Raw genomic sequence first — 19,826 nt, forward strand, 5'->3', positions numbered from 1 at the left:
AAGAGGCAAAGAAGGAGGAATCACATTGGATAATCGGGAATTGAAGAGAGTAGCCAATGAGGTCCGCAAGGGCATCATTGAGGGAACACATGCCGCAAAATCGGGTCATCCGGGCGGATCGCTGTCCGCAGCCGATATCTTCACCTTCCTTTATATGGAGGAACTCCGCGTGGATCCGAAGAAACCGGCGGATCCGGACCGCGACCGCTTCGTGCTTTCCAAGGGCCATACGGCTCCGGGCTATTACGCGGCGATGGCGCAGAAGGGTTATTTCCCGGTGGAGGAGCTGAAAACACTCCGGCATACCGGCTCGAGGCTGCAGGGACATCCGTCGATGCGTTATCTTCCGGGTATCGATATGAGCAGCGGCTCGCTGGGCCAGGGAATCTCCGCGGCCTGCGGGATGGCGCTGGGCGGAAAAGTTCAGAACAAGGATTTCCGCGTCTACACGCTTCTGGGTGACGGTGAGATCGAGGAAGGCGAGGTCTGGGAGGCGGCGATGTTCGCCGGAGCGAAGAAGCTCGACAACCTCTGCGTCATCGTGGATAACAACAACCTTCAGATCGACGGAACGGTGACCGAGGTCAACAATCCGTATCCGATCGACAGGAAGTTCGAGGCATTCAATTTCCATGTCATCAACATCGACGGCCATGATTTTGACCAGATCCGCGCGGCCTTCCGCGAGGCACGGGAGACAAAGGGAATGCCGACGGCCATCATCGCGAAGACGGTGAAGGGCAAGGGAGTCAGCTTTATGGAAAATCAGGTGAGCTGGCACGGCACCGCCCCCAACGATGAGCAGTACGCGCAGGCGATGAAGGATCTGGAAAGGATTGGTGAGACGATATGAGTGATGTGAAGGCAATCGCAACAAGACAGAGCTACGGCGAGGCACTCCGGGATCTGGGCGCCGAGTACCCGAATCTGGTCGTGCTCGACGCCGATCTGGCCGGTGCGACGAAAACCGGCATGTTCAAGAAAGCCTATCCGGACCGTTTCTTCGACTGCGGTATCGCGGAAGGCAACATGATGGGGATCGCGGCCGGGCTTTCCACGACCGGACTGATCCCGTTCTGCAGCACCTTCGCGATGTTCGCGGCGGGACGTGCGTACGAGCAGGTGAGAAATTCAATCGGCTATCCGCATCTGAACGTCAAGATCGGGGCGACGCACGCCGGCATTTCCGTCGGAGAGGACGGCGCGTCCCATCAGTGCCTCGAGGATCTTGCTCTGATGCGGGTGATCCCCGGTATGACGGTGATGTGCCCCGCTGACGATGTGGAAGCGAGAAAGGCCGTGAAGGCGGCACTTGATTTCGAGGGACCGGTGTACCTCAGGTTCGGCCGCGCGGCGGTTCCGGTTATCAATGATCCCGACGAGAAATTCGAGATCGGAAAGGGCAAGGTGCTGCGCGAGGGAAGCGACGTCACGGTCGTTGCGACCGGTATCTGCGTCCACGCCGCTCTGGAAGCGGCGGACCGCCTGAAGGCGGACGGCATCGATGCGGAGGTGATCAACATCTGCACCATCAAGCCGCTTGACAAGGAACTGATTACAGCCTCAGCGAAGAAGACCGGACGCGTCGTCACGGCGGAAGAGCACAGCATCATCGGCGGCCTCGGTGGCGCGGTGGCCGAGTGTCTCGCGGAAAGCTGCCCGACCCGGATGTACCGTATCGGCGTCCGCGACCGCTTCGGCGAATCCGGTCCGGCGGCTGAGCTGATTCATAAATACGAGCTGGATGCCGAGGGGATCTATAAGCAGGTCAGGGCATTCATGGAGGCGAAATGATCCTGTTTGCGCCTTCGATTCTGTCGGCAGATTTCAGCCATCTGGGCGACGATATTCTCAGGACACGGGAGGGCGGAGCCCAGATCGTCCATATCGATGTGATGGACGGAAGCTTTGTGCCGCAGCTGACTTTCGGAGATCCGGTGATCCGGTCGATCCGGCCGGTCACGGACCAGCTCTTTGATGTGCATCTGATGGTCTGGCATCCGGAACGCTATGTGAAACGGATGGCGGACTGCGGTGCCGATCTGATCACCTTCCATCTCGAGGCAGCGGAGGACCCCCGGGCGGTGATCGACGCGATCCATGCGGCGGGAAAAAAGGCGGGGCTTGCCATCAAACCGGCGACGCCGGTGGAGGCGGTCAGACCGCTGGCGGAAGCGATCGATATGCTTCTGGTGATGACGGTGGAGCCGGGATTCGGAGGCCAGTCCTACATCCCCGCCTCAACCGGACGGATCGCCGCGGCGCGCCGGATGTTCGCCGGCCTTGACCGTGAGACGGATATCGAGGTGGACGGCGGCATCAAGACGGACAATGTCCGTGTGGTGCTGGACGCCGGCGCGAATGTGATCGTCGCCGGATCCGCCGTGTACCGCGGCGATATCCGGAATAATACCAGAAAGTTTATGGAAGATTTCGCGCTCTGGGAAGCGGAGAACGAATGAAAGCGGTCTGAACACAGAGGAAGGGAAAAGTCGGGGCGCCGGCCGGGAAGGAAAAGCCGGCGCCCCGGCATTTTCAGGATGAAGTCAGAGCGGCGAGAGACCGAAGCCGTTGCAGATGCCGTCCACCTTCTGACCGTTCCGGCAGAGGACGCACTCCTCGTGAGAATAAGACGCGTAGTCGGGAAGGTCGGCTTTGGAGAAGATCGAGTAAACCGGAAGCCCTCCGATTTTCGTCGCGATCGAGAAGATCGCGGAGAGGCCGCTGATGGCCGCGCCGTAGTACCTGAGCGACTCGACAGCCCGGACAATGGTGGTGCCGGTGGTCGCGGAAGCAAGCAGCAGAAGCACGTTCTTTCCTCGGATCCAGGGCTGCAGATTTTCACGGAAGATCATCTGTCCTGCCGCGCTGTATTCGGGCGTCAGAACGTAGATCGACTTGTGAGCGTTCATGGAGATGACGCCGGCCTTTGAGAGCTCCTCCGCGAGATAGGCGCCGATGATCTCCGTGCCGTCGAGACAGACGATCGTGTCCACAGGCGTCGTGTAATAATGGATCGAGCTGAGGGCTTTCGCAGCCGCCCGGGCTTCGGTCATACGCGACTTGATCGCCGTCATGTCGAGATAGTAGTTGACATGGGAGTTCGGTGTGACGAAATGCCCCGGCACAACCCGCAGGATGACGTCGGGAAATTCCTTCGATGCGATTTTCCGGTAGTTTTCCATACTTCTGCCTCCTTTCATCTGGCCCGCAGGCTTATCAGATTGCTTTTATTTTAGCACAAGCCGGTTTGCAAGCGTCGTTTTTTCGACACATTCCGTACATATTTCTGCGATAAAATAGGGTCAATCATTTTTGGTGTGGGGTGAACATGTGAGCGCTCTCCCCGGTTAATAGTTTCAACGGACGCCGTCCTTGACATGAACCTCAGGAAACGTTGTCCGGTCTATGCCGACGGCGAAGAACTCAGGGACAGGCTCCAGACTCCATCGCCGTCGGGCTCGGAAGTGTAACGTTTCCTGAGAACCCTGTCAAGGATCCCCTTCGGCGGCTGGGATCATGCCTCTGGTTCTGCTCCTCGGAACAGGCGAGGCGCTGCCGGGACCATAAAACAATTGCATAAAAAAGGATCTTCCTGTACTATTCGAGTTGCATCTTGGCGGATGTAACAACCCAAACAGAAGGGAGATCCTCTGCATGAATTGTACTCGGACTGACGCAAACGGGCAACTGTCTTTTTCCGCTTTTACCGGAAATTTCCTCATGGTTCCTTCCTCCATGACCAGCTTCTACAACACCAAAACGACGGTTGAGACTACCAGGTCCGGCCGTACTGCCTACCGTTATGAGGGAACCCTGGACATACAGGATTCTGATCGCATCTGCCCGAAGTGCGGCAAAAAGATGCATGTTCATGGCGGGCATCCTATTGCTGTGCAGCACCTGAATGTCGGAGGAAGTTTTGGCTACCTTTCATTCAGACGCAATCAGCTGGAATGTCCTCACTGCGGCGCAACCGTGATGCAGTCTGTTCCTTTCATGGCCGATCATCATCGGATCACAAAGGAACTTCTGCAATACACGAAGGACCTTCTCGCTACAGGGACTTATACGCTGAAGCAGGTGTCTGAGATCACCGGACTTGGCAAGAATACAGTAAAGGCGATCGATCTGAAACGGCTTCAGGATAAATACACCGTAACTGTTCAGAACCCCTGCTTACTGCAGGACGATCTCAGCGTTCCCAGTAAAAGCAGCTGTCAAAGCTTCATAAGCGCTGATACCGTGCTTCCTGCCTGTGCTAATGTATGACATGATGTCCAGATAATCCTGCGCCCCACTTTCTGTACGGAAACATCCGGACACCTTGGTTTTTGTTTTGACATTGCGGACATCGCGCTCCGCCTGGTTGTTATCAAAGGGAACATCGAAGTCCCTGATAAAAAGGCAGACTGATGCCTTGAGTGCCATAAGGCGTTCGATGAGCGACCGCTCTTTCCCTTTTTTCTTCCGCCCTTTCTTTTTCTTTAGCGGATCTGGGGAAAGAGGACATTCCTCATTTGCCATCATCATAAGCCTGTCATACTCTGTGTCAAACTTATGAAGGTGATAGTAGCTGAGTTCCGTTTTGCCTTTGACCACCGCTTTATCACGGGCCTTTTTCATGGAACGGAGGAGGGTCTTGAACCCCGGCGCCCACATGTGTCCCGGACTATACTGTTCAACACCGGTCAGTTCGCGCAGCAGATGTCCATTGCAAACTGCGTGTGTGATATCGTCATACTTCCAGTATGGAGACCAGCAGTCATGTACAGCAATACCGCCAAACTTGGTGAGCACACCATTCCCCTCCATGCCGATCTGGCCACGTTTGGTGCTGATCGTCTGATAGGTCAGATCCGAAGTGGATGAATTATGCACCCAGATGGTTTTTCCATTCACGTCGGTGCCGGTCTCATCAAAGTTGGCGACCTTCGACCCGATCAGCATGGACTTTATAGTCTCAAGTGTACCGCCCACTTTTTGGGCGCACTTCGACACCATGGAGGTGATCGTCCCGGTGGACAGGCTGATCCCGAGAAGGCTTCCCAGCAGGACATGGATCCGCATTGTGCTGACTGCTCCATAGGTGCTCAGCAATCCGGCAAGTACGGAAACGGAATCGCCATACTGTACATATGCCCGGATTCCCTCAGGGAATTCCCCGGCCAGGGCTTCCCCCGTACATGGACATGATGCCACCTGGATGGACTGGTGCTCTGTCACCCTGGTTGTGATGACTGCATTGACTTCATAACGCTTCTCACCGCAGGTAAATACTTTGCCGCTCATGACGCACTCGTTCAGCCGCGGGCAGGAAAGGCACTTTTTCGGCAAATGTTTGCTGTATTCATCCGGTTCATGCGGGATCGACATATGGGAGCCCGGATGCCCCTTCTGTCCGCCCTGCTTCTTGCCGGATTTCTGCCGCTGACTTTGAGGCTTTGGTTTATTGAAACCATCACTGGAAGGTGGCTTGGAACTGTTCTGGGAGTTCTGATTCAGCTGGCGCTGGAGCTCTCGGATAGTTTCCTCTAATTCCTTGATGGTTTCCGTCAGTGATTGCACAAGTGCGGTGAGATCCGCATTCTGTTTTGCCATTGTTTCGATAATAAGATCTTTGTCATCCATTGACCCGCTCCTTTCCGGAAGCGGTATCCATCAGGATATCACAAGCCTTTTTCATCGAACAGCGGCAGAAACGGGTTTCGCCTTCTGCGGCGGTAAGCTGACTACGAAGCTCTGCAATAAGGGCATCCTTCTGCGCTATTGTTGCCAGAGCCTGCTCATACAATGCCCTATAGTCTGTATCACTATGGGTCAGGGAAGCAGCATCTGCCTTTGTCCGCTTTCCCGTCGGGACAATATCGCCTGTGGCAGGATCGATGCGGCCAATCAGCTTGCGGTGGGAACGGGGCTGCTTCAGCTCCTTATCCCAATAGGAAACAGACTCATAGACATATGTTATATTGCGAGCTTTATTATGAACCTTTACGATTGCCATGAATCTGTCTCCTTAATAGTGTTACTTTTATTATATTGTATCACTATTAAGGAAAAATATCAAATGTTACGTGTCACTATTATGTAAAACTATGTCAGTGCAGGGGGTTCTGAACAGTTACAATACACCATTGATGGCCAAACACTGATAAAACCTGAGCAAACGACGCGTTTCCTCGGCATTGATGAGTTCAAGCTGCACGACGGACACCGCTATGCCACTCACATCATCGACATGCTTACCGGGCATATCCTCTGGATCTCGCACGGCAAGAAAAAGCAGGTCGTGTATGACTTCATCAAGCATATCGGTCTGGAATGGATGGACAATGTCGAGGCGGTTGCCTGTGACATGAACTCCGATTTCCAGGAAGCCTTCGAGGAAAAGTGCCCTCATATCCAGCCGGTCTTTGACTACTTCCACATCGTTAAGAACTTCAACGATAAGGTGGTCAGCGAGATCCGGAAGGACGAACAGCGCAGGCTTTACGATGAGGGCAACTTCGAAGGCGCACGCCAGCTGAAACGGTCAAAGTATATCCTCACGTCCTCAAGAAAGACCCTTCGGAAGAAGGACCAGGAGGCACGTGATGGCAAGGTTATCTCCAAGGGCAGCGAGATGTTCTGCAAGGAAGAGTACAGGCGCAAGGAGGGGTATGAAGCCCGCTACGATGACCTGCTCAAAGAGAACAAGCTCCTGTTCACCTGTGATCTCATCAAAGAAACTCTGACTCTGGCTTACAGCCGTGTGGACGAAACTTTGATGATGAAGGACATTGAAAAAGTCATGGACCTCTGCGAAGAGACTGGGAATGTCCATCTCATGTGGTTCCACAGACTACTGTCCAAACACTTCGAAGGCATTATTGCCCATGCAACTTACGACATGTCCTCTGGCAAAATCGAGGGCATCAACAACAAGATTAAGACGCTTCGGCGTCAGGGATATGGATACCCGGATGATGACTACTTCTTCCTCAAGCTCTTTGACTTAAGCCGGGCTGAGGTGGTCCGGAACCCCAAATCCCATAGGAAAAGTGATTGAGGCATAAAATAGCAAAAATCAAGCGCCGGCGATGCATCGGATCAAATGATTCCGGTTGCATCCAGGTCTTTGTATGCGCTAAGATAGAGCGACGTGGTGCCTTCCGCATCACGCCGTTTCAGACTGTCCGATGGGAATCGGATGGAAATGCAACCGACAACCCGTTCACTTGAGGAAATACATGGCTAACGTTAATCGATTCAGACGGGGGCTGCGGATGTTTTTTCTCGCGCTGCTGGCCGTCACGGCTTCGCTGCTGCTTCTGTCCGTCTGCTTCATCGCGGTGTGGAGCGCCACATCGAGACCTTCGGTGACGCTCGACCAGAGTGAGGTCACCGTGAAAGCCGGCGAGACATTCAGCAAAGATCAGGTCGGCTACACAATCCTGCACGCGAGGACCGGAGATCTCACGATCGATGATTCCCGGGTTGACCTGAAACGGGCCGGTGATTACACGGTCCGATATCAGCTCCGCAAATCGGCGCTCGAGAAGCTGGTTGAGCACTTTTCTCCGAATCCGTCCGTTGAGGCGGATCTCACGGTTCATGTGGTCGATACGGACGCGCCGTCCATCACACTGAAGAAGGACACTGTCGTGGTCGGCGTCGGTTCCACGCTGAAGGTGGAGGATCTCGTGAAGTCCGCGTCGGATTCGACGGAGGTTACGACAACCTTCGAAGACGGGAAGACCGAGATGAAGTTTGACGCACCGGGCACCGAGAACGTGAAGGTGCTGGCGACCGATACGGGCGGAAACCAGACGTCCTCCATGGTGACGGTTATCGTCAAAGACGCGGATCTTGCTGCACCGGTGATTCTTGGTGCGGAGTATACGGTCGTGAGGACAGGAGATGCTTTCGATGTGATGAGCGGCGTCTCCGTCACCGACAACAGCGACGACGCTCCGCAGCTTGCGGTTGAGCCGCAGAGCGTAGATACCTCACAGCCGGGGGACACGACGCTCACCTATACGGCGACGGATGCGCTCGGCAATACCTCGACCGTGCAGCGTGTGGTGACGGTTTCAAGCGATGTGGCGCAGTATCAGGGGAAGAATTTCGCGATCCTCTGGGATGCGTCCGGTGTGACGAACCAGCCGTATCTGGTCGCGGTCAACCGGCAGCAGAACGTGGTGACGGTCTATCAGCAGGATTCGGACGGGCGTTACACGGTTCCGGTTCAGGTTTTTCTCTGCAGCACGGGAACGGATACGCCGGTGGGGAGGTTCACCACGGAGGAGCGCTACCGATGGCAGACGCTTTATGACGATTCCTTCGGCCAGTACGCGACGCGGATCAACGGACATATCCTCTTTCATTCGGTGCCTTACTTCACTGAGAACCCGGCTGATCTGGAGTCCGAGGAGTTCAACAAGCTGGGGACGACCGCCAGTCTCGGCTGCGTCCGTCTCTGCGTCGCGGACGCGAAGTGGATCTATGACAACTGTCCGGACGGATTCCCCTGCGTGATTTATGACGACGCCAATTCGCCGGGACCGATGGGAAGACCGGAAGGAATTCAGATCGATCTCAGTGATACGTCGAAGAAGGGCTGGGATCCGACGGATCCGGATCCCTCCAACCCGTATCTGACGGCGGCCGCGACTTCGGAGAACGCCGGTGCCGGAAGCGAATCAAAGACCTCCGGAGGAGAAGACGCGGACGGCTCCGCCGGGACAGACGGCGGATCTGACTCATCCGGCAGGACGCAGGACGGGCAGGCGGCCCTGACGGCGGCTGACGTGAGCCGGATTCTGAACGAAGATTGAGGAAGACAACGTCGGCGTTTCCCTTCGGGGAGGGGCAGAGCGGCGGAGCAAGGGTGAACCGGAAGGAGGACAGGAGATGAAGAAGGGTCTGGTGCTGGAGGGAGGTGCCATGCGCGGATTGTTCACGGCCGGGGTGATGGACGTTTTCATGGAGAACGGCATTGAATTCGACGGTGCGGTCGGCGTCTCGGCCGGCGCGGCGTTCGGCTGCAATTACAAGTCGAGACAGCCGGGGCGGGTGATCCGCTACAATCGCCGTATGGCGCATGACCGGCGGTTCGCCGGGCTCGGGAGCTTCCTGCGTACCGGCAATCTCTACGCAGCGGAATTTGACTATCATATCCTGCCGACTGAAATCGATATCATGGATTTTGAGACATACCGCACGAACCCGATGGAATTCTGGTATGTCTGCACGGATGTGCGGACCGGACGCCCGGTATACCACCGGTCGGAGGAGCTGACATACGAGGATCTGGAATGGATGCGCGCCTCCGCGTCGATGCCTGTCGCTTCGAAGATCGTCAGGATCGGCGGCTATGAGCTGCTGGACGGCGGCATTTCCGATTCGATTCCGCTCCGCTTCTTCGAGTCGGTCGGCTACGACCGGAACGTTGTGGTCCTCACCCAGCCGAAGAACTATGTGAAGCAGCCGAACCGGCTGATGCCGCTGATCCGAGTCGCGCTGCGGCAATATCCGGCCACCGTCAGGGCGCTGGCAAACCGTCATCTGCGATACAGGAAGCAGGTGCGTCAGGTCTGGGACGATGTGGCGGCGGGCAGGGCGCTTGTGATTCAGCCTGACGCGCCGCTTGAGATTCACAGCGTGGAACACGACGAGTCAGTGATGCAGCGTGCCTATGAAGAAGGGCGGAAAGCAGCCGAAGGGCAGCTGGAAGCGGTAAGGGAGTTCCTGGGAGATGAGAAAGCATAAAGCAGAAGCGGAACAGAGCGGAAACGCGGTGCCTTTGAAAAAAGGCCGGGCGGGAGCATCCGGCGGAAAGCGAAAGAAAACCGGCGCGGCCCGTGCTGCCAGGATTATGCTTCTGATCTGCGTCGCGGCCCTTTTAGCCGGCTACGGCGCCGGCTGGATCCTTCTGAGAGGCCGTTTTCTTCCGATGACGACGGTCAACGGGGTGGATTACAGCCGTCTGGACGCCTCCGAAGCGCAGAAGAAGTTTGAGAAAACCTACGCGGGACGGACGCTTACGATTCTGGAAAAGGAAGGCGGGGAGGAAAGCCTTGATCTGGACGCCATCGGATTCGAACTGACCTCCAATATGACGTTTCAGCAGCTGATCGATGATCAGGATTACTGGCTCTGGCCGCTGTCGTTCATTCGAAATACCATCATCGAAACGGAATCCGGCGTCCGGTACGACGAAGAAAAGCTGGATGCTGCGGTGAAGGCGCTCGACTGTATTTCCGGAAGCGGTGTCCGGGATCCGAAGGACGCCTATCTCGACAGGAACGCGACGGACGGTTATTTCATTCATCCGGAGGATGACGGTACAAGGCTGGATGAGGCGAAGACGCTTGAGGCCGTCAGGGAAGCGCTTGAGAAGGGTGCGGATACGCTTGATCTGGAGAAGACGGGCTGTTACCTCACGGCGTCTGTCCGTTCGGACGATCCGTCGCTTGCCGCGGCGATTTCGGCGATCAAGCCGATGGAGAGCGTCGTCCTGAAGCTGTACATGGAGGGCGGCGTCTATGTGACGCTGGACAAGAGCGAGTTCGTTGACTGGATTCAGTATAACGGCTCATCGGTCAACATCAGCTCAGACGCCGTGATCGCCTACACGAAAAAGCTGGCGGATGCATACGACACCTTCGGTAAGGAGCGTCAGTTCAAAACGTATGAGGGCGATACCCTCACGGTCGGCGGCAGCTCCTATGATGATTTCGGGTATCAGATGAACCAGGAAACCAGCGCCGCCGCGATCCGGGACGCGCTGATGTCAGGCACCTCCCAGACTGTGGCGCTTGACTGGAATTCCTACGGCCGGGAACGGGATGATCTCGGAGGGGACTTTGGCAATACCTATGTGGAGATCAGTCTCGACCAGCAGCATATGTGGTACTACGTGGACGGTGAGCTTTTTGTCGACACGGATATCGTCTCCGGTCTCGCGACAGAGACCCGGGCGACGCCGCCGGGCGTGTTCTGTATTCTGGATAAGCTGAAGGACCACACGATGAAGGGAAGCTACGGTTCGTCGTTCGCGAACTATGTGATGCCTGTTGCCTACAATGGTATATGCATCCATGACAGCTCCTGGAGGGACGACTACGGCGGCGATATCTGGCTGACGGACGGCAGCCACGGCTGCATCAATACGCCGTATGACGCGGTGAAGAGGATTTTCGAGAACATCGATACCGGGACGCCGGTGATCATCTATGACCGTGACAATACGGTGCCTGTGATTCATAACGAGACCTACACCGGAGGCGAGACGGACGAGGACAATACGGACGAGGATAACAGCGCGAATCTGGAGGCGAGCCTTCAGACGGACGAATAACGGTCTGCTCCGTGTCTCTGTTCAGACCAGCTCCTCGGTTCTGCCGCCCATTGTCTCGTAGAGACGGTGCGAGATTGAGATGACCGTACGGCCCTCGGACGCTGCCCTCAGCGCGCCGAGGACCGTTTTTTCAGTTCCGGCGTCCAGACTGGCTGTGACTTCGTCAAGAAGGAGAAGGCGCGGATTGAGCACCACGGCGCGCGCGATGCCAAGCAGCTGTTCCTGACCGCGGGAGAGACGGCTCTCGCTGAACGGAAGATCGAGGGGGATGTCCGGGAGCCCGACGAGGGAAAGCGCGCGCTGCGCATCATCGGTGCTGACGGCCGGGTCGCCCAGCGTGATCTGATCGAGAACGGTCCCCGGTACCGGCCGGAACGTCTGTTCAACATATCCGAAGAGACGGCGGCGGAGAGAAGGGCTGATCCGGGATGGGTCTTCCCCGAAGACCCGGACCGTTCCCCGATCCGGCCGGAGGAGTCCCAGAATCAGCCGGAACAGCGTGCTTTTTCCGATGCCGGTCCGTCCGGTCAGAACAACGGTCTCCCCGGTTCGGACGATGAGCGAGTATTCCGAGAAGATCGTATGATCTTCGTCGTAGCCGAAGCAGAGGCGGTCGATTCGAACCGCGTCGTCCTCTTCCGGGATTTCATTTCCGCGGCGTTTCGGGTACGATTCCCGTCCGGCTTCCGCTTCCTCCGTATCCGTTCCGGAACTGGAAGAAGCGCTCACAGCCTCCTTCTCCGTCTCAGTCGGACTTGCGGATCCGTTCGGCTGCATGTCGGGAAGGGCCAGAAACTCTCTGATTCTCGTGAGGCCGGCGGAAGCGGACTGGATATTCTGGATTTCCATGCCGATGCTCTCAAGCGGACCGAATACCTTTCCTACATAGGCGATCAGGGTGACGGAGGTTCCGACGGTGACGCCAAAGAAGGAGCGGAAGGCGTCGCCCTGACCGGAGGCGGCCATCATCACGGCGATGATGACAGAGCTCACCGTGAGAACGATGGGCGAGTAGACCGCGTCGAAGAAATTGGCCCGCTCCATCGCCTGAAAGCTGTCGTCCACCGCATCATCGTAGACGTTCTCCATATACTTCTCCGCGTGAAAAACATGAATCATCCGGATATTCCGAATGGTCTCCGGTATCTGCGCGCTGGCGCGTCCGATGGCGCGCCGGTTCTCGATCTGCGCGCGAAGTGTCCGGATCTGGAAGAGGCGTGTCATCACAAAGAGAATGACGGCTGCGGCTGTCATCAGGAGACCGAGGCCGCGGCTCTTTGTGAAGATCACGGCCATCACACTGATCACGCCGGCCAGATCCGAGCACATGCTGATGACGCCGGAAGAGAAGAGGTCCTCCACGGTGTCCACGTCATTGACGAAAAGAGAGGTCACCTCGCCGCTTTCGTGCGATGTAAAGTAGCGGGAGGGAAGGCGGAGCATCTTTTCCGACATGCGGCTTCGGAGCGCATGGGTCATCTTCTGACCGAATACCGTGATCAGCGCTTCGCGGACGGAGGTCATCAATCCGCCGGCTGCAAGCAGAGCGAAGTAGAGGAAGGCGTACCGGACGGGGACGTTCCGTGAGCGTGTCAGGCGGTCGATGACGGATCCCAGCACAAGAGGCGGGAGAAGATTGAGGATGATGGCGCCCGCGACCGATGCGGCAAGTCCGGCCGAAATCTTCCGGTTCGAACGGATCGTGGCGAACATGATTCTCCGGATCGGCCCGCCGCTTCCGGTCTGCCCGTTATTCTGTCTTTTCATGGCCAGCTGCCTCCTCTCCGGCTGTCTGCATGCTGTAGAGCGCCGCGTACTCCGGCTCGCTCAGCATCAGAGTGGTGTGATCGGCGAAGCGGCCGGTTCCATCCTTCATCCAGAGGACACCGTTCAGATCGGGGAAACAGGCGAGTCGGTGGGAGATGAGGATGATGATGCAATCTCCCGCAAGCCGTCGGAGATTCGACTGGATACGCCGTTCGGTGGCGGAATCAACGGAGGCGAACGGATCGTCGAGAATCATGACCGGACGCCGGTGGTAGAGGGTTCGGGCAAGCGCGAGCCGGGCCTTCTGGCCTCCGGAAAGACGGAGACCTCCTTCCCCGATACGGGTGCGGATGCCGTCCCGGAAATCGAGAACCTCCTGGTCCATGCAGACGGCGGTGAGCACATCTGTCAGCAGGTCATGTCCGCCGCCCGGGTCCGCGTCGCCAAGCGTGATGTTCTCTTCAACGGACGCGCTGATCAGCTCCGGGTCATGCCCCAGGTAACCGATCACCTGAAGGGGAAGACACGCTTCATCATCGGGATGGACGGAATGCCAGAGCTCCGCGGAGCCGAAGCGGATCGAGCCGTCATAAGGCGTTTCGCAGAGAAAGACGCGTCCCAGTGCAGACTTGCCCGATGCGACGCTTCCTGTGACGCCGATGATCTGGCCGGGCCTGGCTTCGAAGCTGATGTCGCGGAGCAGCTCTTTCCCATCGGGACTCCGGAAGGAGAGGTGGCTCACGGTGAGCGGAGCCGGAGCGGCGACGGAGAGCGGCAGAGAAACCGGATCTCCCGGCACTGCGGAGAGAAAGGGCCGGATCCGTTTCCAGCTCACATCAGCCTTCTGCACCGCATTGAACAGCTTCGCTGCGTGGGAAGATTTGGCCGCCAGCCGGGTAAAGCAGGCGAGATAGGTGGTGAGGGCGGCGATGTTCCAATGCGTCCAGCCGCTGCCGGTGACATTTCTGATCCCAAGTGAAAGGATCGGAACCGTGCCTGCCATTGAGATCACGAAATAGACCGGCTGCATCGCGTTCTGCCAGAAACCGGCGAGGATGCTGCGGCGCTCGCAGTCCTCCAGTACGGCTTCGTAGCGGGCGTTTCTGTTTGCCTCCTGACCGTAGACCCGGTACGTCAGTGCGTTTTCCGCACGGTCGCAGGTTGCTTCTCCGAGGCGGTCGGCTGCGGAGCGTGCCTCCGCCGAAAGACCTGTGACGCGCCTCTTCAGCTTCCCTGCCAGAATGTATGCGGCCGGCGGAAAGAGAATCGTGATCAGAGTCAGCCGGACATCGAGCGCAAGGAGCATCACGAGATAGACGATCATGACCACGCCGGTGTCGAAAACCTCGGTGGTCGCCTTGCGCATTCCCTCGGCGCAGGCCTCCGCGTCGGAGACGGCGCGGTTCAGATAGCCTCCGATCCCGGTTTCGCCGCGGAGGGCGGAGGCCGGACGTGCCAGCAGATTATGATAGAGCGTGTGCTTCATGGATCGAAGCGTGCTGTTGGCGAATCTGCGCACGAAAAGGCGCTTTGAGAACCGGGCGGCCTGGACTGCGAGGATCACCATCACATAAAGAAGAGCCAGACGCAGCATGTCGGAGCCTGTCCTGCGCCCCTTCAGTATTTCATAGAGAAGCTGGACCATCTGGCCTTCGAACCAGGGCCCGGCGGCCAGACCGATATTGTAGATCAGGCCTGCGAGTGTCACGACAGCCAGCGTCTGCCGCTCGTTCAGAAAATAAGTCCGGATGCGTGCAGGATCCGGAGGAGTATGGCGATGAGTCCGCATGCGAGCCCTCCCTGCTCTGACTGAACTGCTTCTGCTATTATACCCCCGGCCTTCCGCGGACAAAAGACGCGAAGACAAAAACCGTGATGCAAAACGTAACAGAATATGATATTCTTTGTAATAAATCCGTAAAACCTTGAGGCGGATCACGGAGGCATGCGCCGGCCGGCTCTTACGGCTCTGCTCCTTTCGCCAAACGCTTTCGCAGGGCGCGCCGGACGCGGCTGATGTGCCGCTCGAAATCGCCGCTGTCGATGAATTCCGCGAGTACGAGCTGGTCGAAGACGGGGACCGTGCAGGAATAGAAGGAAACCTTCTCAGACAGGTCGGACCGGGAGGCAGGCAGAACCATATATCCGATCCGGATCGAGGGGGAAAGAGTCTTCGAGAAGGTGTTGAGATAGAACACCGTGTGGTCCGGTTCGAGGGAGAAGAGCGTATCCTCGGTCTTTGTCGAGATGGTGAATTCCGAGTCGTAATCATCTTCGATGAGGAAACCGTCTCTCGCGGCGGCCCAGCGGATGTATTCCCTCCGCTTTGAGGCGGTGGCGGTGATTCCGCTGGGAAAGCTGTGGAATGGCGTGACATGAAGCACGGAAGCGCGGCTTTTCGCCAGCTCGTCCGTGCGGATGCCTTCCGGCCCCATCGCGAGCCGCTCGGTCCGAACACCGCTTGCTTCGTAAACACGCCGGATGATGCCGTAGGACGGATCCTCCAGGGCGAAGAGACGGCCGCGTCCCAGCATCTGGACGATGAGACTGTAGAGATATTCGGCGCCGGATCCGATCAGAATCTGATCCGGCGACACCTCGATGCCTCGGCCGCGCCGGAGATACCGGGCCAGCGCGGAGCGGAGCTCAATACAGCCGTTATAGGGAGAACGGATCAGGATCCGTTCGTCGTAGCGGTTCAGCACCTTGCGGATTGTCTTCGCAAACAGCGTGAAGGGGAATGCATCCGCCGTCCGATCCGTCTCCGCGGAGGAGTCCGGTGCGGGAACTGTCCCGGGGGACACGGCGCGTGCGGGCGCTTCCGGTTCCGGAGACCCGGCCGGAAACGCGTCATCGAGACGGTAGCAGACATAATAGCCGCTGCGGGGGCGCGTCTCCACATAGCCTTCTTCCTCCAGAAGCGCGTAGGCGTGTTCTGTAGTGACGACACTGGTGCCGGTTTCCTCCGCAAGCATCCGCTTCGACGGCAGATGCTCACCGTACTGGTAGGCGCCGCCGGTGATGTCGCGCCGTATCTGGCGGTACAGCTGAAGATAGGCCGGGGCGGAATCGCCGGCGCTGACGGAATAATTCATACAGTCTGACCTCCCGGAAGAATCATACCATAAGTCTTCACAGCTGTGGTATGATGGAAGGACAGCAAAAGAAAGGACAGCAGAGCGGAATGAAGTCATTTCGTATCTTTATCATCAATCCGGGATCCACGTCGACCAAGGTATCACTTTTCCGCGATGAGACCTGTCTGTTCACGGAGGATGTCTTTCATGATTCGAAGGTTCTCCTTACCTTCCCGACCATCAACGATCAGCTCGATTACCGGATGGAAGTGGTCCGCGGGTTTATAGAGGATCATTCGATCGACCTTCGCGGAATCGACGCGATCGTGGGCCGAGGAGGCGGATGCTATTCGGTGCCGGGCGGCACCTATGAGGTAGATGACCGTCTGATCCGGGATACGAGGGAGGCGAAGGGAGGCCTTTATCATTCCTCCATGCTTGGCGTTCAGATGGCGGCCCGGGTGCAGAAACTGTTCGGAGGACGGGTCTTCATGGTGGATCCGCCGGTCGTGGATGAGCTGCAGGATCTGGCGAGGATTACAGGCGTCCGCGGTGTGTACCGGCGCGCGATCTCCCATGCGCTGAACCTGAAGGCCACTGCGCGCAGACACGCGGAGAAGCTCGGACGGCCCTATGAGAAGCTGGATCTGATCGTATGCCATATCGACGGGGGAATCTCCGTCACGGCCCACCATCACGGCCGGATGATTGACGGAAATGATGCCGGCGGCGGGGAGGGGCCTTTCACGCCGACCCGGATGGGCACGATGGCGGTCACCGATGTGAACCGGTATCTGAGAGGGAAAACAGAGGAAGAGATACGCGATCTATGCAGCCAGGCCGGCGGACTGACGAGCCATTTCGGCACGTCTGATTCCAACGCCGTTCACCGTCTGGCGGAGGCGGGAGACCGCCGCGCGGTGCTGGTCTGGAATGCGATGATTTACCAGATCTGCAAGTATATCGGCTCGATGGCCGCGGTTCTTCACGGCCATGTAGACGGGATCGTGCTGACCGGCGGTCTTCTCCGCTTCCCCGAGGTGGAAGCGACAATACGGGAAAGCTGCGGCTGGATCGCGCCGGTCACCGCATATCCGGGCGAGCTGGAGCCGGAGGCGATGGCGCTCGGCGCGCTGCGTGTGCTGAGAGGCGAGGAAGAGGCGAAGCGTTATCCGGGAAAACCGGTTTGGAACGGTTTCGGTATCGAAGTATAAGGAGATGATGGACAGTGAATACACTGGGCTTTATCGGAATGGGTCAGATGGCACAGGCTCTTGCACGCGGGTTTCTTGCATCCGGGCGGATCGGCCGGAATGAAATGGCCGCCTATGCGCCTCACCAGGACAAACTGAGGCAGAACGCGGAACGCATCGGTTTCAGACCGGTTTCATCACCCGAGGAACTGGCGCGCATATCCGACATGGTCGTGATGGCCTGCAAGCCGTACCAGATCCGGGATGTGCTGATGAACATAGGACCGCTGCTGCCCGGGAAAGCCCTGATCTCCATCGCGGCCGGATGGGATTTCGCAGCTTACGAAGCCAGCCTTCCGGAGGGCGTCCGGCTGCAGTTCGTGATGCCGAATACCCCGGCGATGGTGGGGGAAGGCGTCTTTCTTTTTGAGGAGACGAATTCGCTCCGGCCGGATGAGCGGAAGGAGATCATGGAGCTGTTCGGCGCGGCGGGCGGAATCGTGGAACTGCCTTCCCGTCTGATGGGAATCGGCGGCGCGGTGACCGGCTGCGGGCCGGCCTTCGTCGATCTGATGATCGAGGCCTACGGCGACGCGGCCGTCCGCTACGGCCTGCCGAGGAATACCGCCTACGAGCTGGTCTCCAGGATGATTCTCGGATCGGCACGGCTGCAGCTCGAAACAGGCGCCCACCCGGGCGTGCTCAAGGATCAGGTGACATCTCCGGCCGGTACGACGATCAGAGGCGTCGCGGCACTGGAGGAGAACGGGTTCCGCCATGCCTGCATCGCGTCCATCGACGCGATCATGAAACCCTCGGAAAAAGAATAAGAAAAATCCATCGGAACAGAGAGACTTCAACAGCGTGCGGCGGAAGACGGACGAGTAGAAGACATACGGGAGAACGGAGAGATCGGCGGCTTGAATAACGAAACAGAACTAAAAAATCCGGACGCCGATACCGTAAAACCGGTCAGCCTCCGGAAAAACGTGACGCTCAGCACGTTCTATCAGATTCTGAGCATTCTCACGCCTGTTATTACGGCGCCCTACGCGTCCCGCGTGCTCGGTGACCGGCAGATCGGCATGTACAGCTATGCCAATTCGATGGAGACCTATTTCGCACTGTTCGCGGCACTCGGAACCGTCTCCTACGGCAACCGGGCTATCGCGCGGGAGAGGCATGACCCTCATAAGCGAAGCGTGCTGTTCTGGGAGATCGAGCTGCTTACCGTTTTTACCGGCGCGCTGGTTCTGCTGGCGTGGGGCGCGCTGATCTTTTTCTCGCGCGAGTACCGGGTCTTTTACATCATTCTGACGGTTTCGCTTCTCGAGACGATGATGAATGTTTCATGGTTTTTCTCGGGACTGGAACAGTTCGAGTACACGATCCGGCAGAACGCCATCTTCAAGCTTCTCGGCGTCGTGCTGCTGTTTCTTCTGGTGAAGAAGGAGAGCGATCTGCTGCTGTATGTGGCGCTGATGACTGTGACCAGCTTTCTCGGGACGCTGAGCATGTGGATCTATCTTCCGCGCTTCCTCGTTCATGTGGATCGGAAGGAGCTGCATGTGTTCCGGCATCTCCGGGAGACGATCGTCTATTTCATCCCGACGATCGCCACATCCGTTTATACCGTGCTGGATAAATCGCTGATTCAGTGGATCACCCATGACCCGTATGAGAACGGATACTATGAGCAGGCCACGAAGGTGGTCAATATGGTGAAGATGGTAACGTTTTCCGCCATCAACTCGGTGATGGGCTCACGAATCGCGTATCTTTTCAAGGAGAAGCGGTATGATGAGATTCGGAGACGAATCGAGGATTCCGCCAACTACATCCTCTTCATCGGCATCGGCTACACCTTCGGCATGATCGGTATCGCGGAACGTTTCGTCCCGGTCTTCTTCGGACCGGGGTACGGACCTGTCGCGCCGATCCTCAGTTTTCTCAGTCCGGTGGTGGTGATCATCGGCATCAGCAACTGTCTCGGTTCCCAGTTCTATACGCCGGCCGGATACAGGAAGGAAAGCTCGAGGTACATCATCGCGGGATCTGTCGTCAATCTTGTCATGAACCTCCTCCTGATTCCGCGCTTTCAGGCAATCGGCGCCATTCCGGGGACACTGGCGGCCGAGACCACGATCACGGTCCTTTACGTCCGGCACTCACGGGGGTATATGACGGCCGGGAAACTCTGGAGGCTTTCCTGGAAGAAGCTGGCGGCGGGCGGAGCCACGCTGGGGACGATTCTGGCGCTGATGAAGCTGATCCGTCATCCGATGCTGTCGATTCTGGCGGCCTTTGCGGCGGGCTTTCTGGTCTATGTACTGGTACTGGTGCTGCTGAGGGATTCGTTCCTTACGGTGTTCCTTGTCCAGAGGGTTCTGAAAAAGGGAGCGCCGCATTGCACCGGCTCATCCGGAAAACGCTGAAATCTGTCTGAAA

The 19,826-nt window shown here is 57.6% G+C and carries 17 protein-coding genes; 11 read left to right on the forward strand and 6 right to left on the reverse strand.

Annotated features, from left to right (window positions below; all coding sequences use genetic code 11):
• Positions 1–25: 25 nt before the first annotated feature.
• From G4C92_RS14070 to rpe, 3 genes are read left to right on the forward strand one after another with little or no spacing between them, the layout of a single operon-like run.
• Positions 26–853, forward strand: a complete 828-nt coding sequence (locus G4C92_RS14070) for a transketolase (protein WP_274940447.1) — start codon at positions 26–28, stop codon at positions 851–853.
• Positions 850–1,794, forward strand: coding sequence for a transketolase family protein (locus G4C92_RS14075; RefSeq protein ID WP_274940448.1), 945 nt, complete (start codon positions 850–852; stop codon positions 1,792–1,794). Before G4C92_RS14070 ends, G4C92_RS14075 begins: the two co-directional genes overlap by 4 nt.
• On the forward strand, positions 1,791–2,462 hold the full coding sequence (rpe, locus tag G4C92_RS14080; RefSeq protein ID WP_274940449.1) for a ribulose-phosphate 3-epimerase: 672 nt from the start codon (positions 1,791–1,793) through the stop codon (positions 2,460–2,462). The genes G4C92_RS14075 and rpe overlap by 4 nt, the downstream gene beginning before the upstream one ends.
• 84 nt (positions 2,463–2,546) lie before the next feature.
• Here rpe and G4C92_RS14085 read toward each other — a convergent pair whose 3' ends face one another.
• Positions 2,547–3,185: a phosphoribosyltransferase gene (locus tag G4C92_RS14085; protein WP_274940450.1), complete on the reverse strand. Its 639-nt coding sequence runs from the start codon at positions 3,183–3,185 to the stop codon at positions 2,547–2,549.
• Positions 3,186–3,864: 679 nt separating this feature from the next.
• On the opposite strand from G4C92_RS14085, the gene G4C92_RS15240 reads away from it, so the two are divergent.
• The gene (locus G4C92_RS15240; protein ID WP_408611781.1) at positions 3,865–4,272 is read left to right on the forward strand and encodes a helix-turn-helix domain-containing protein; all 408 of its coding nucleotides are present in this window, start codon (positions 3,865–3,867) and stop codon (positions 4,270–4,272) included.
• On the opposite strand, the gene tnpC is transcribed toward G4C92_RS15240, so the two are convergent.
• Both tnpC and G4C92_RS14095 read right to left on the reverse strand, forming a co-directional pair.
• Positions 4,180–5,631 (reverse strand): IS66 family transposase, encoded by a 1,452-nt coding sequence (tnpC, locus tag G4C92_RS14090; protein ID WP_274939918.1) that lies wholly within the window; start codon positions 5,629–5,631, stop codon positions 4,180–4,182. The two genes, G4C92_RS15240 and tnpC, sit on opposite strands and share 93 nt — an antisense overlap.
• Positions 5,624–6,004, reverse strand: coding sequence for a hypothetical protein (locus G4C92_RS14095; RefSeq protein WP_274939919.1), 381 nt, complete (start codon positions 6,002–6,004; stop codon positions 5,624–5,626). Before G4C92_RS14095 ends, tnpC begins: the two co-directional genes overlap by 8 nt.
• A 234-nt stretch (positions 6,005–6,238) precedes the next feature.
• Here G4C92_RS14095 and G4C92_RS14100 point away from each other — a divergent pair, with 234 nt between their 5' ends.
• The 4 genes from G4C92_RS14100 to G4C92_RS14115 all read left to right on the forward strand — a co-directional run bounded on the left by G4C92_RS14100 (position 6,239) and on the right by G4C92_RS14115 (position 11,341).
• Positions 6,239–7,048: a transposase gene (locus G4C92_RS14100; protein WP_274940451.1), complete on the forward strand. Its 810-nt coding sequence runs from the start codon at positions 6,239–6,241 to the stop codon at positions 7,046–7,048.
• A gap of 181 nt (positions 7,049–7,229) precedes the next feature.
• On the forward strand, positions 7,230–8,816 hold the full coding sequence (locus G4C92_RS14105; protein WP_274940452.1) for a L,D-transpeptidase family protein: 1,587 nt from the start codon (positions 7,230–7,232) through the stop codon (positions 8,814–8,816).
• A gap of 76 nt (positions 8,817–8,892) precedes the next feature.
• Complete coding sequence (locus G4C92_RS14110) at positions 8,893–9,750, forward strand: patatin-like phospholipase family protein (protein ID WP_274940453.1); 858 nt, start codon at positions 8,893–8,895, stop codon at positions 9,748–9,750.
• Positions 9,737–11,341, forward strand: a complete 1,605-nt coding sequence (locus tag G4C92_RS14115) for a L,D-transpeptidase family protein (protein WP_274940454.1) — start codon at positions 9,737–9,739, stop codon at positions 11,339–11,341. Before G4C92_RS14110 ends, G4C92_RS14115 begins: the two co-directional genes overlap by 14 nt.
• A 21-nt stretch (positions 11,342–11,362) precedes the next feature.
• Here the strand turns inward: G4C92_RS14115 and G4C92_RS14120 are convergent, their stop codons facing one another.
• The 3 genes from G4C92_RS14120 to pdxR all read right to left on the reverse strand — a co-directional run bounded on the left by G4C92_RS14120 (position 11,363) and on the right by pdxR (position 16,203).
• Positions 11,363–13,108: an ABC transporter ATP-binding protein gene (locus G4C92_RS14120; RefSeq protein ID WP_274940455.1), complete on the reverse strand. Its 1,746-nt coding sequence runs from the start codon at positions 13,106–13,108 to the stop codon at positions 11,363–11,365.
• Complete coding sequence (locus G4C92_RS14125; protein ID WP_274940456.1) at positions 13,092–14,897, reverse strand: ABC transporter ATP-binding protein; 1,806 nt, start codon at positions 14,895–14,897, stop codon at positions 13,092–13,094. The genes G4C92_RS14120 and G4C92_RS14125 overlap by 17 nt, the downstream gene beginning before the upstream one ends.
• 172 nt (positions 14,898–15,069) lie before the next feature.
• Positions 15,070–16,203: a MocR-like pyridoxine biosynthesis transcription factor PdxR gene (gene pdxR, locus G4C92_RS14130; RefSeq protein ID WP_274940457.1), complete on the reverse strand. Its 1,134-nt coding sequence runs from the start codon at positions 16,201–16,203 to the stop codon at positions 15,070–15,072.
• An 89-nt stretch (positions 16,204–16,292) separates the two neighbouring features.
• Between pdxR and buk the strand changes: the two genes are divergently transcribed.
• The 3 genes from buk to G4C92_RS14145 all read left to right on the forward strand — a co-directional run bounded on the left by buk (position 16,293) and on the right by G4C92_RS14145 (position 19,813).
• Positions 16,293–17,399: a butyrate kinase gene (gene buk / locus G4C92_RS14135; protein WP_274940458.1), complete on the forward strand. Its 1,107-nt coding sequence runs from the start codon at positions 16,293–16,295 to the stop codon at positions 17,397–17,399.
• A gap of 14 nt (positions 17,400–17,413) precedes the next feature.
• Positions 17,414–18,208: a pyrroline-5-carboxylate reductase gene (gene proC, locus G4C92_RS14140; RefSeq protein ID WP_274940459.1), complete on the forward strand. Its 795-nt coding sequence runs from the start codon at positions 17,414–17,416 to the stop codon at positions 18,206–18,208.
• Positions 18,209–18,298: 90 nt separating this feature from the next.
• Entirely contained in the window at positions 18,299–19,813 is a 1,515-nt protein-coding gene (locus G4C92_RS14145; protein ID WP_274940460.1) for an oligosaccharide flippase family protein, read from the forward strand.
• The last annotated feature ends 13 nt before the right edge of the window (positions 19,814–19,826 follow it).

Source organism: Chordicoccus furentiruminis, from assembly GCF_019355395.1.
Lineage (GTDB): Bacteria > Bacillota > Clostridia > Lachnospirales > Lachnospiraceae > Chordicoccus > Chordicoccus furentiruminis.

What these genes read in the sequence shown, in the direction of transcription:
- G4C92_RS14100 (WP_274940451.1), top strand. Translation starts at nt 6,239, where the DNA reads ATGCTTACCGGGCATATCCTCTGGATCTCGCACGGCAAGAAAAAGCAG.
- G4C92_RS15240 (WP_408611781.1), top strand. Translation starts at nt 3,865, where the DNA reads ATGCATGTTCATGGCGGGCATCCTATTGCTGTGCAGCACCTGAATGTC.
- G4C92_RS14110 (WP_274940453.1), top strand. Translation starts at nt 8,893, where the DNA reads ATGAAGAAGGGTCTGGTGCTGGAGGGAGGTGCCATGCGCGGATTGTTC.
- buk (WP_274940458.1), top strand. Translation starts at nt 16,293, where the DNA reads ATGAAGTCATTTCGTATCTTTATCATCAATCCGGGATCCACGTCGACC.
- G4C92_RS14075 (WP_274940448.1), top strand. Translation starts at nt 850, where the DNA reads ATGAGTGATGTGAAGGCAATCGCAACAAGACAGAGCTACGGCGAGGCA.
- pdxR (WP_274940457.1), bottom strand. Translation starts at nt 16,203, where the DNA reads ATGAATTATTCCGTCAGCGCCGGCGATTCCGCCCCGGCCTATCTTCAG.
- G4C92_RS14085 (WP_274940450.1), bottom strand. Translation starts at nt 3,185, where the DNA reads ATGGAAAACTACCGGAAAATCGCATCGAAGGAATTTCCCGACGTCATC.
- G4C92_RS14105 (WP_274940452.1), top strand. Translation starts at nt 7,230, where the DNA reads ATGGCTAACGTTAATCGATTCAGACGGGGGCTGCGGATGTTTTTTCTC.
- rpe (WP_274940449.1), top strand. Translation starts at nt 1,791, where the DNA reads ATGATCCTGTTTGCGCCTTCGATTCTGTCGGCAGATTTCAGCCATCTG.
- G4C92_RS14095 (WP_274939919.1), bottom strand. Translation starts at nt 6,004, where the DNA reads ATGGCAATCGTAAAGGTTCATAATAAAGCTCGCAATATAACATATGTC.
- tnpC (WP_274939918.1), bottom strand. Translation starts at nt 5,631, where the DNA reads ATGGATGACAAAGATCTTATTATCGAAACAATGGCAAAACAGAATGCG.
- G4C92_RS14125 (WP_274940456.1), bottom strand. Translation starts at nt 14,897, where the DNA reads ATGCGGACTCATCGCCATACTCCTCCGGATCCTGCACGCATCCGGACT.
- G4C92_RS14115 (WP_274940454.1), top strand. Translation starts at nt 9,737, where the DNA reads ATGAGAAAGCATAAAGCAGAAGCGGAACAGAGCGGAAACGCGGTGCCT.
- G4C92_RS14120 (WP_274940455.1), bottom strand. Translation starts at nt 13,108, where the DNA reads ATGAAAAGACAGAATAACGGGCAGACCGGAAGCGGCGGGCCGATCCGG.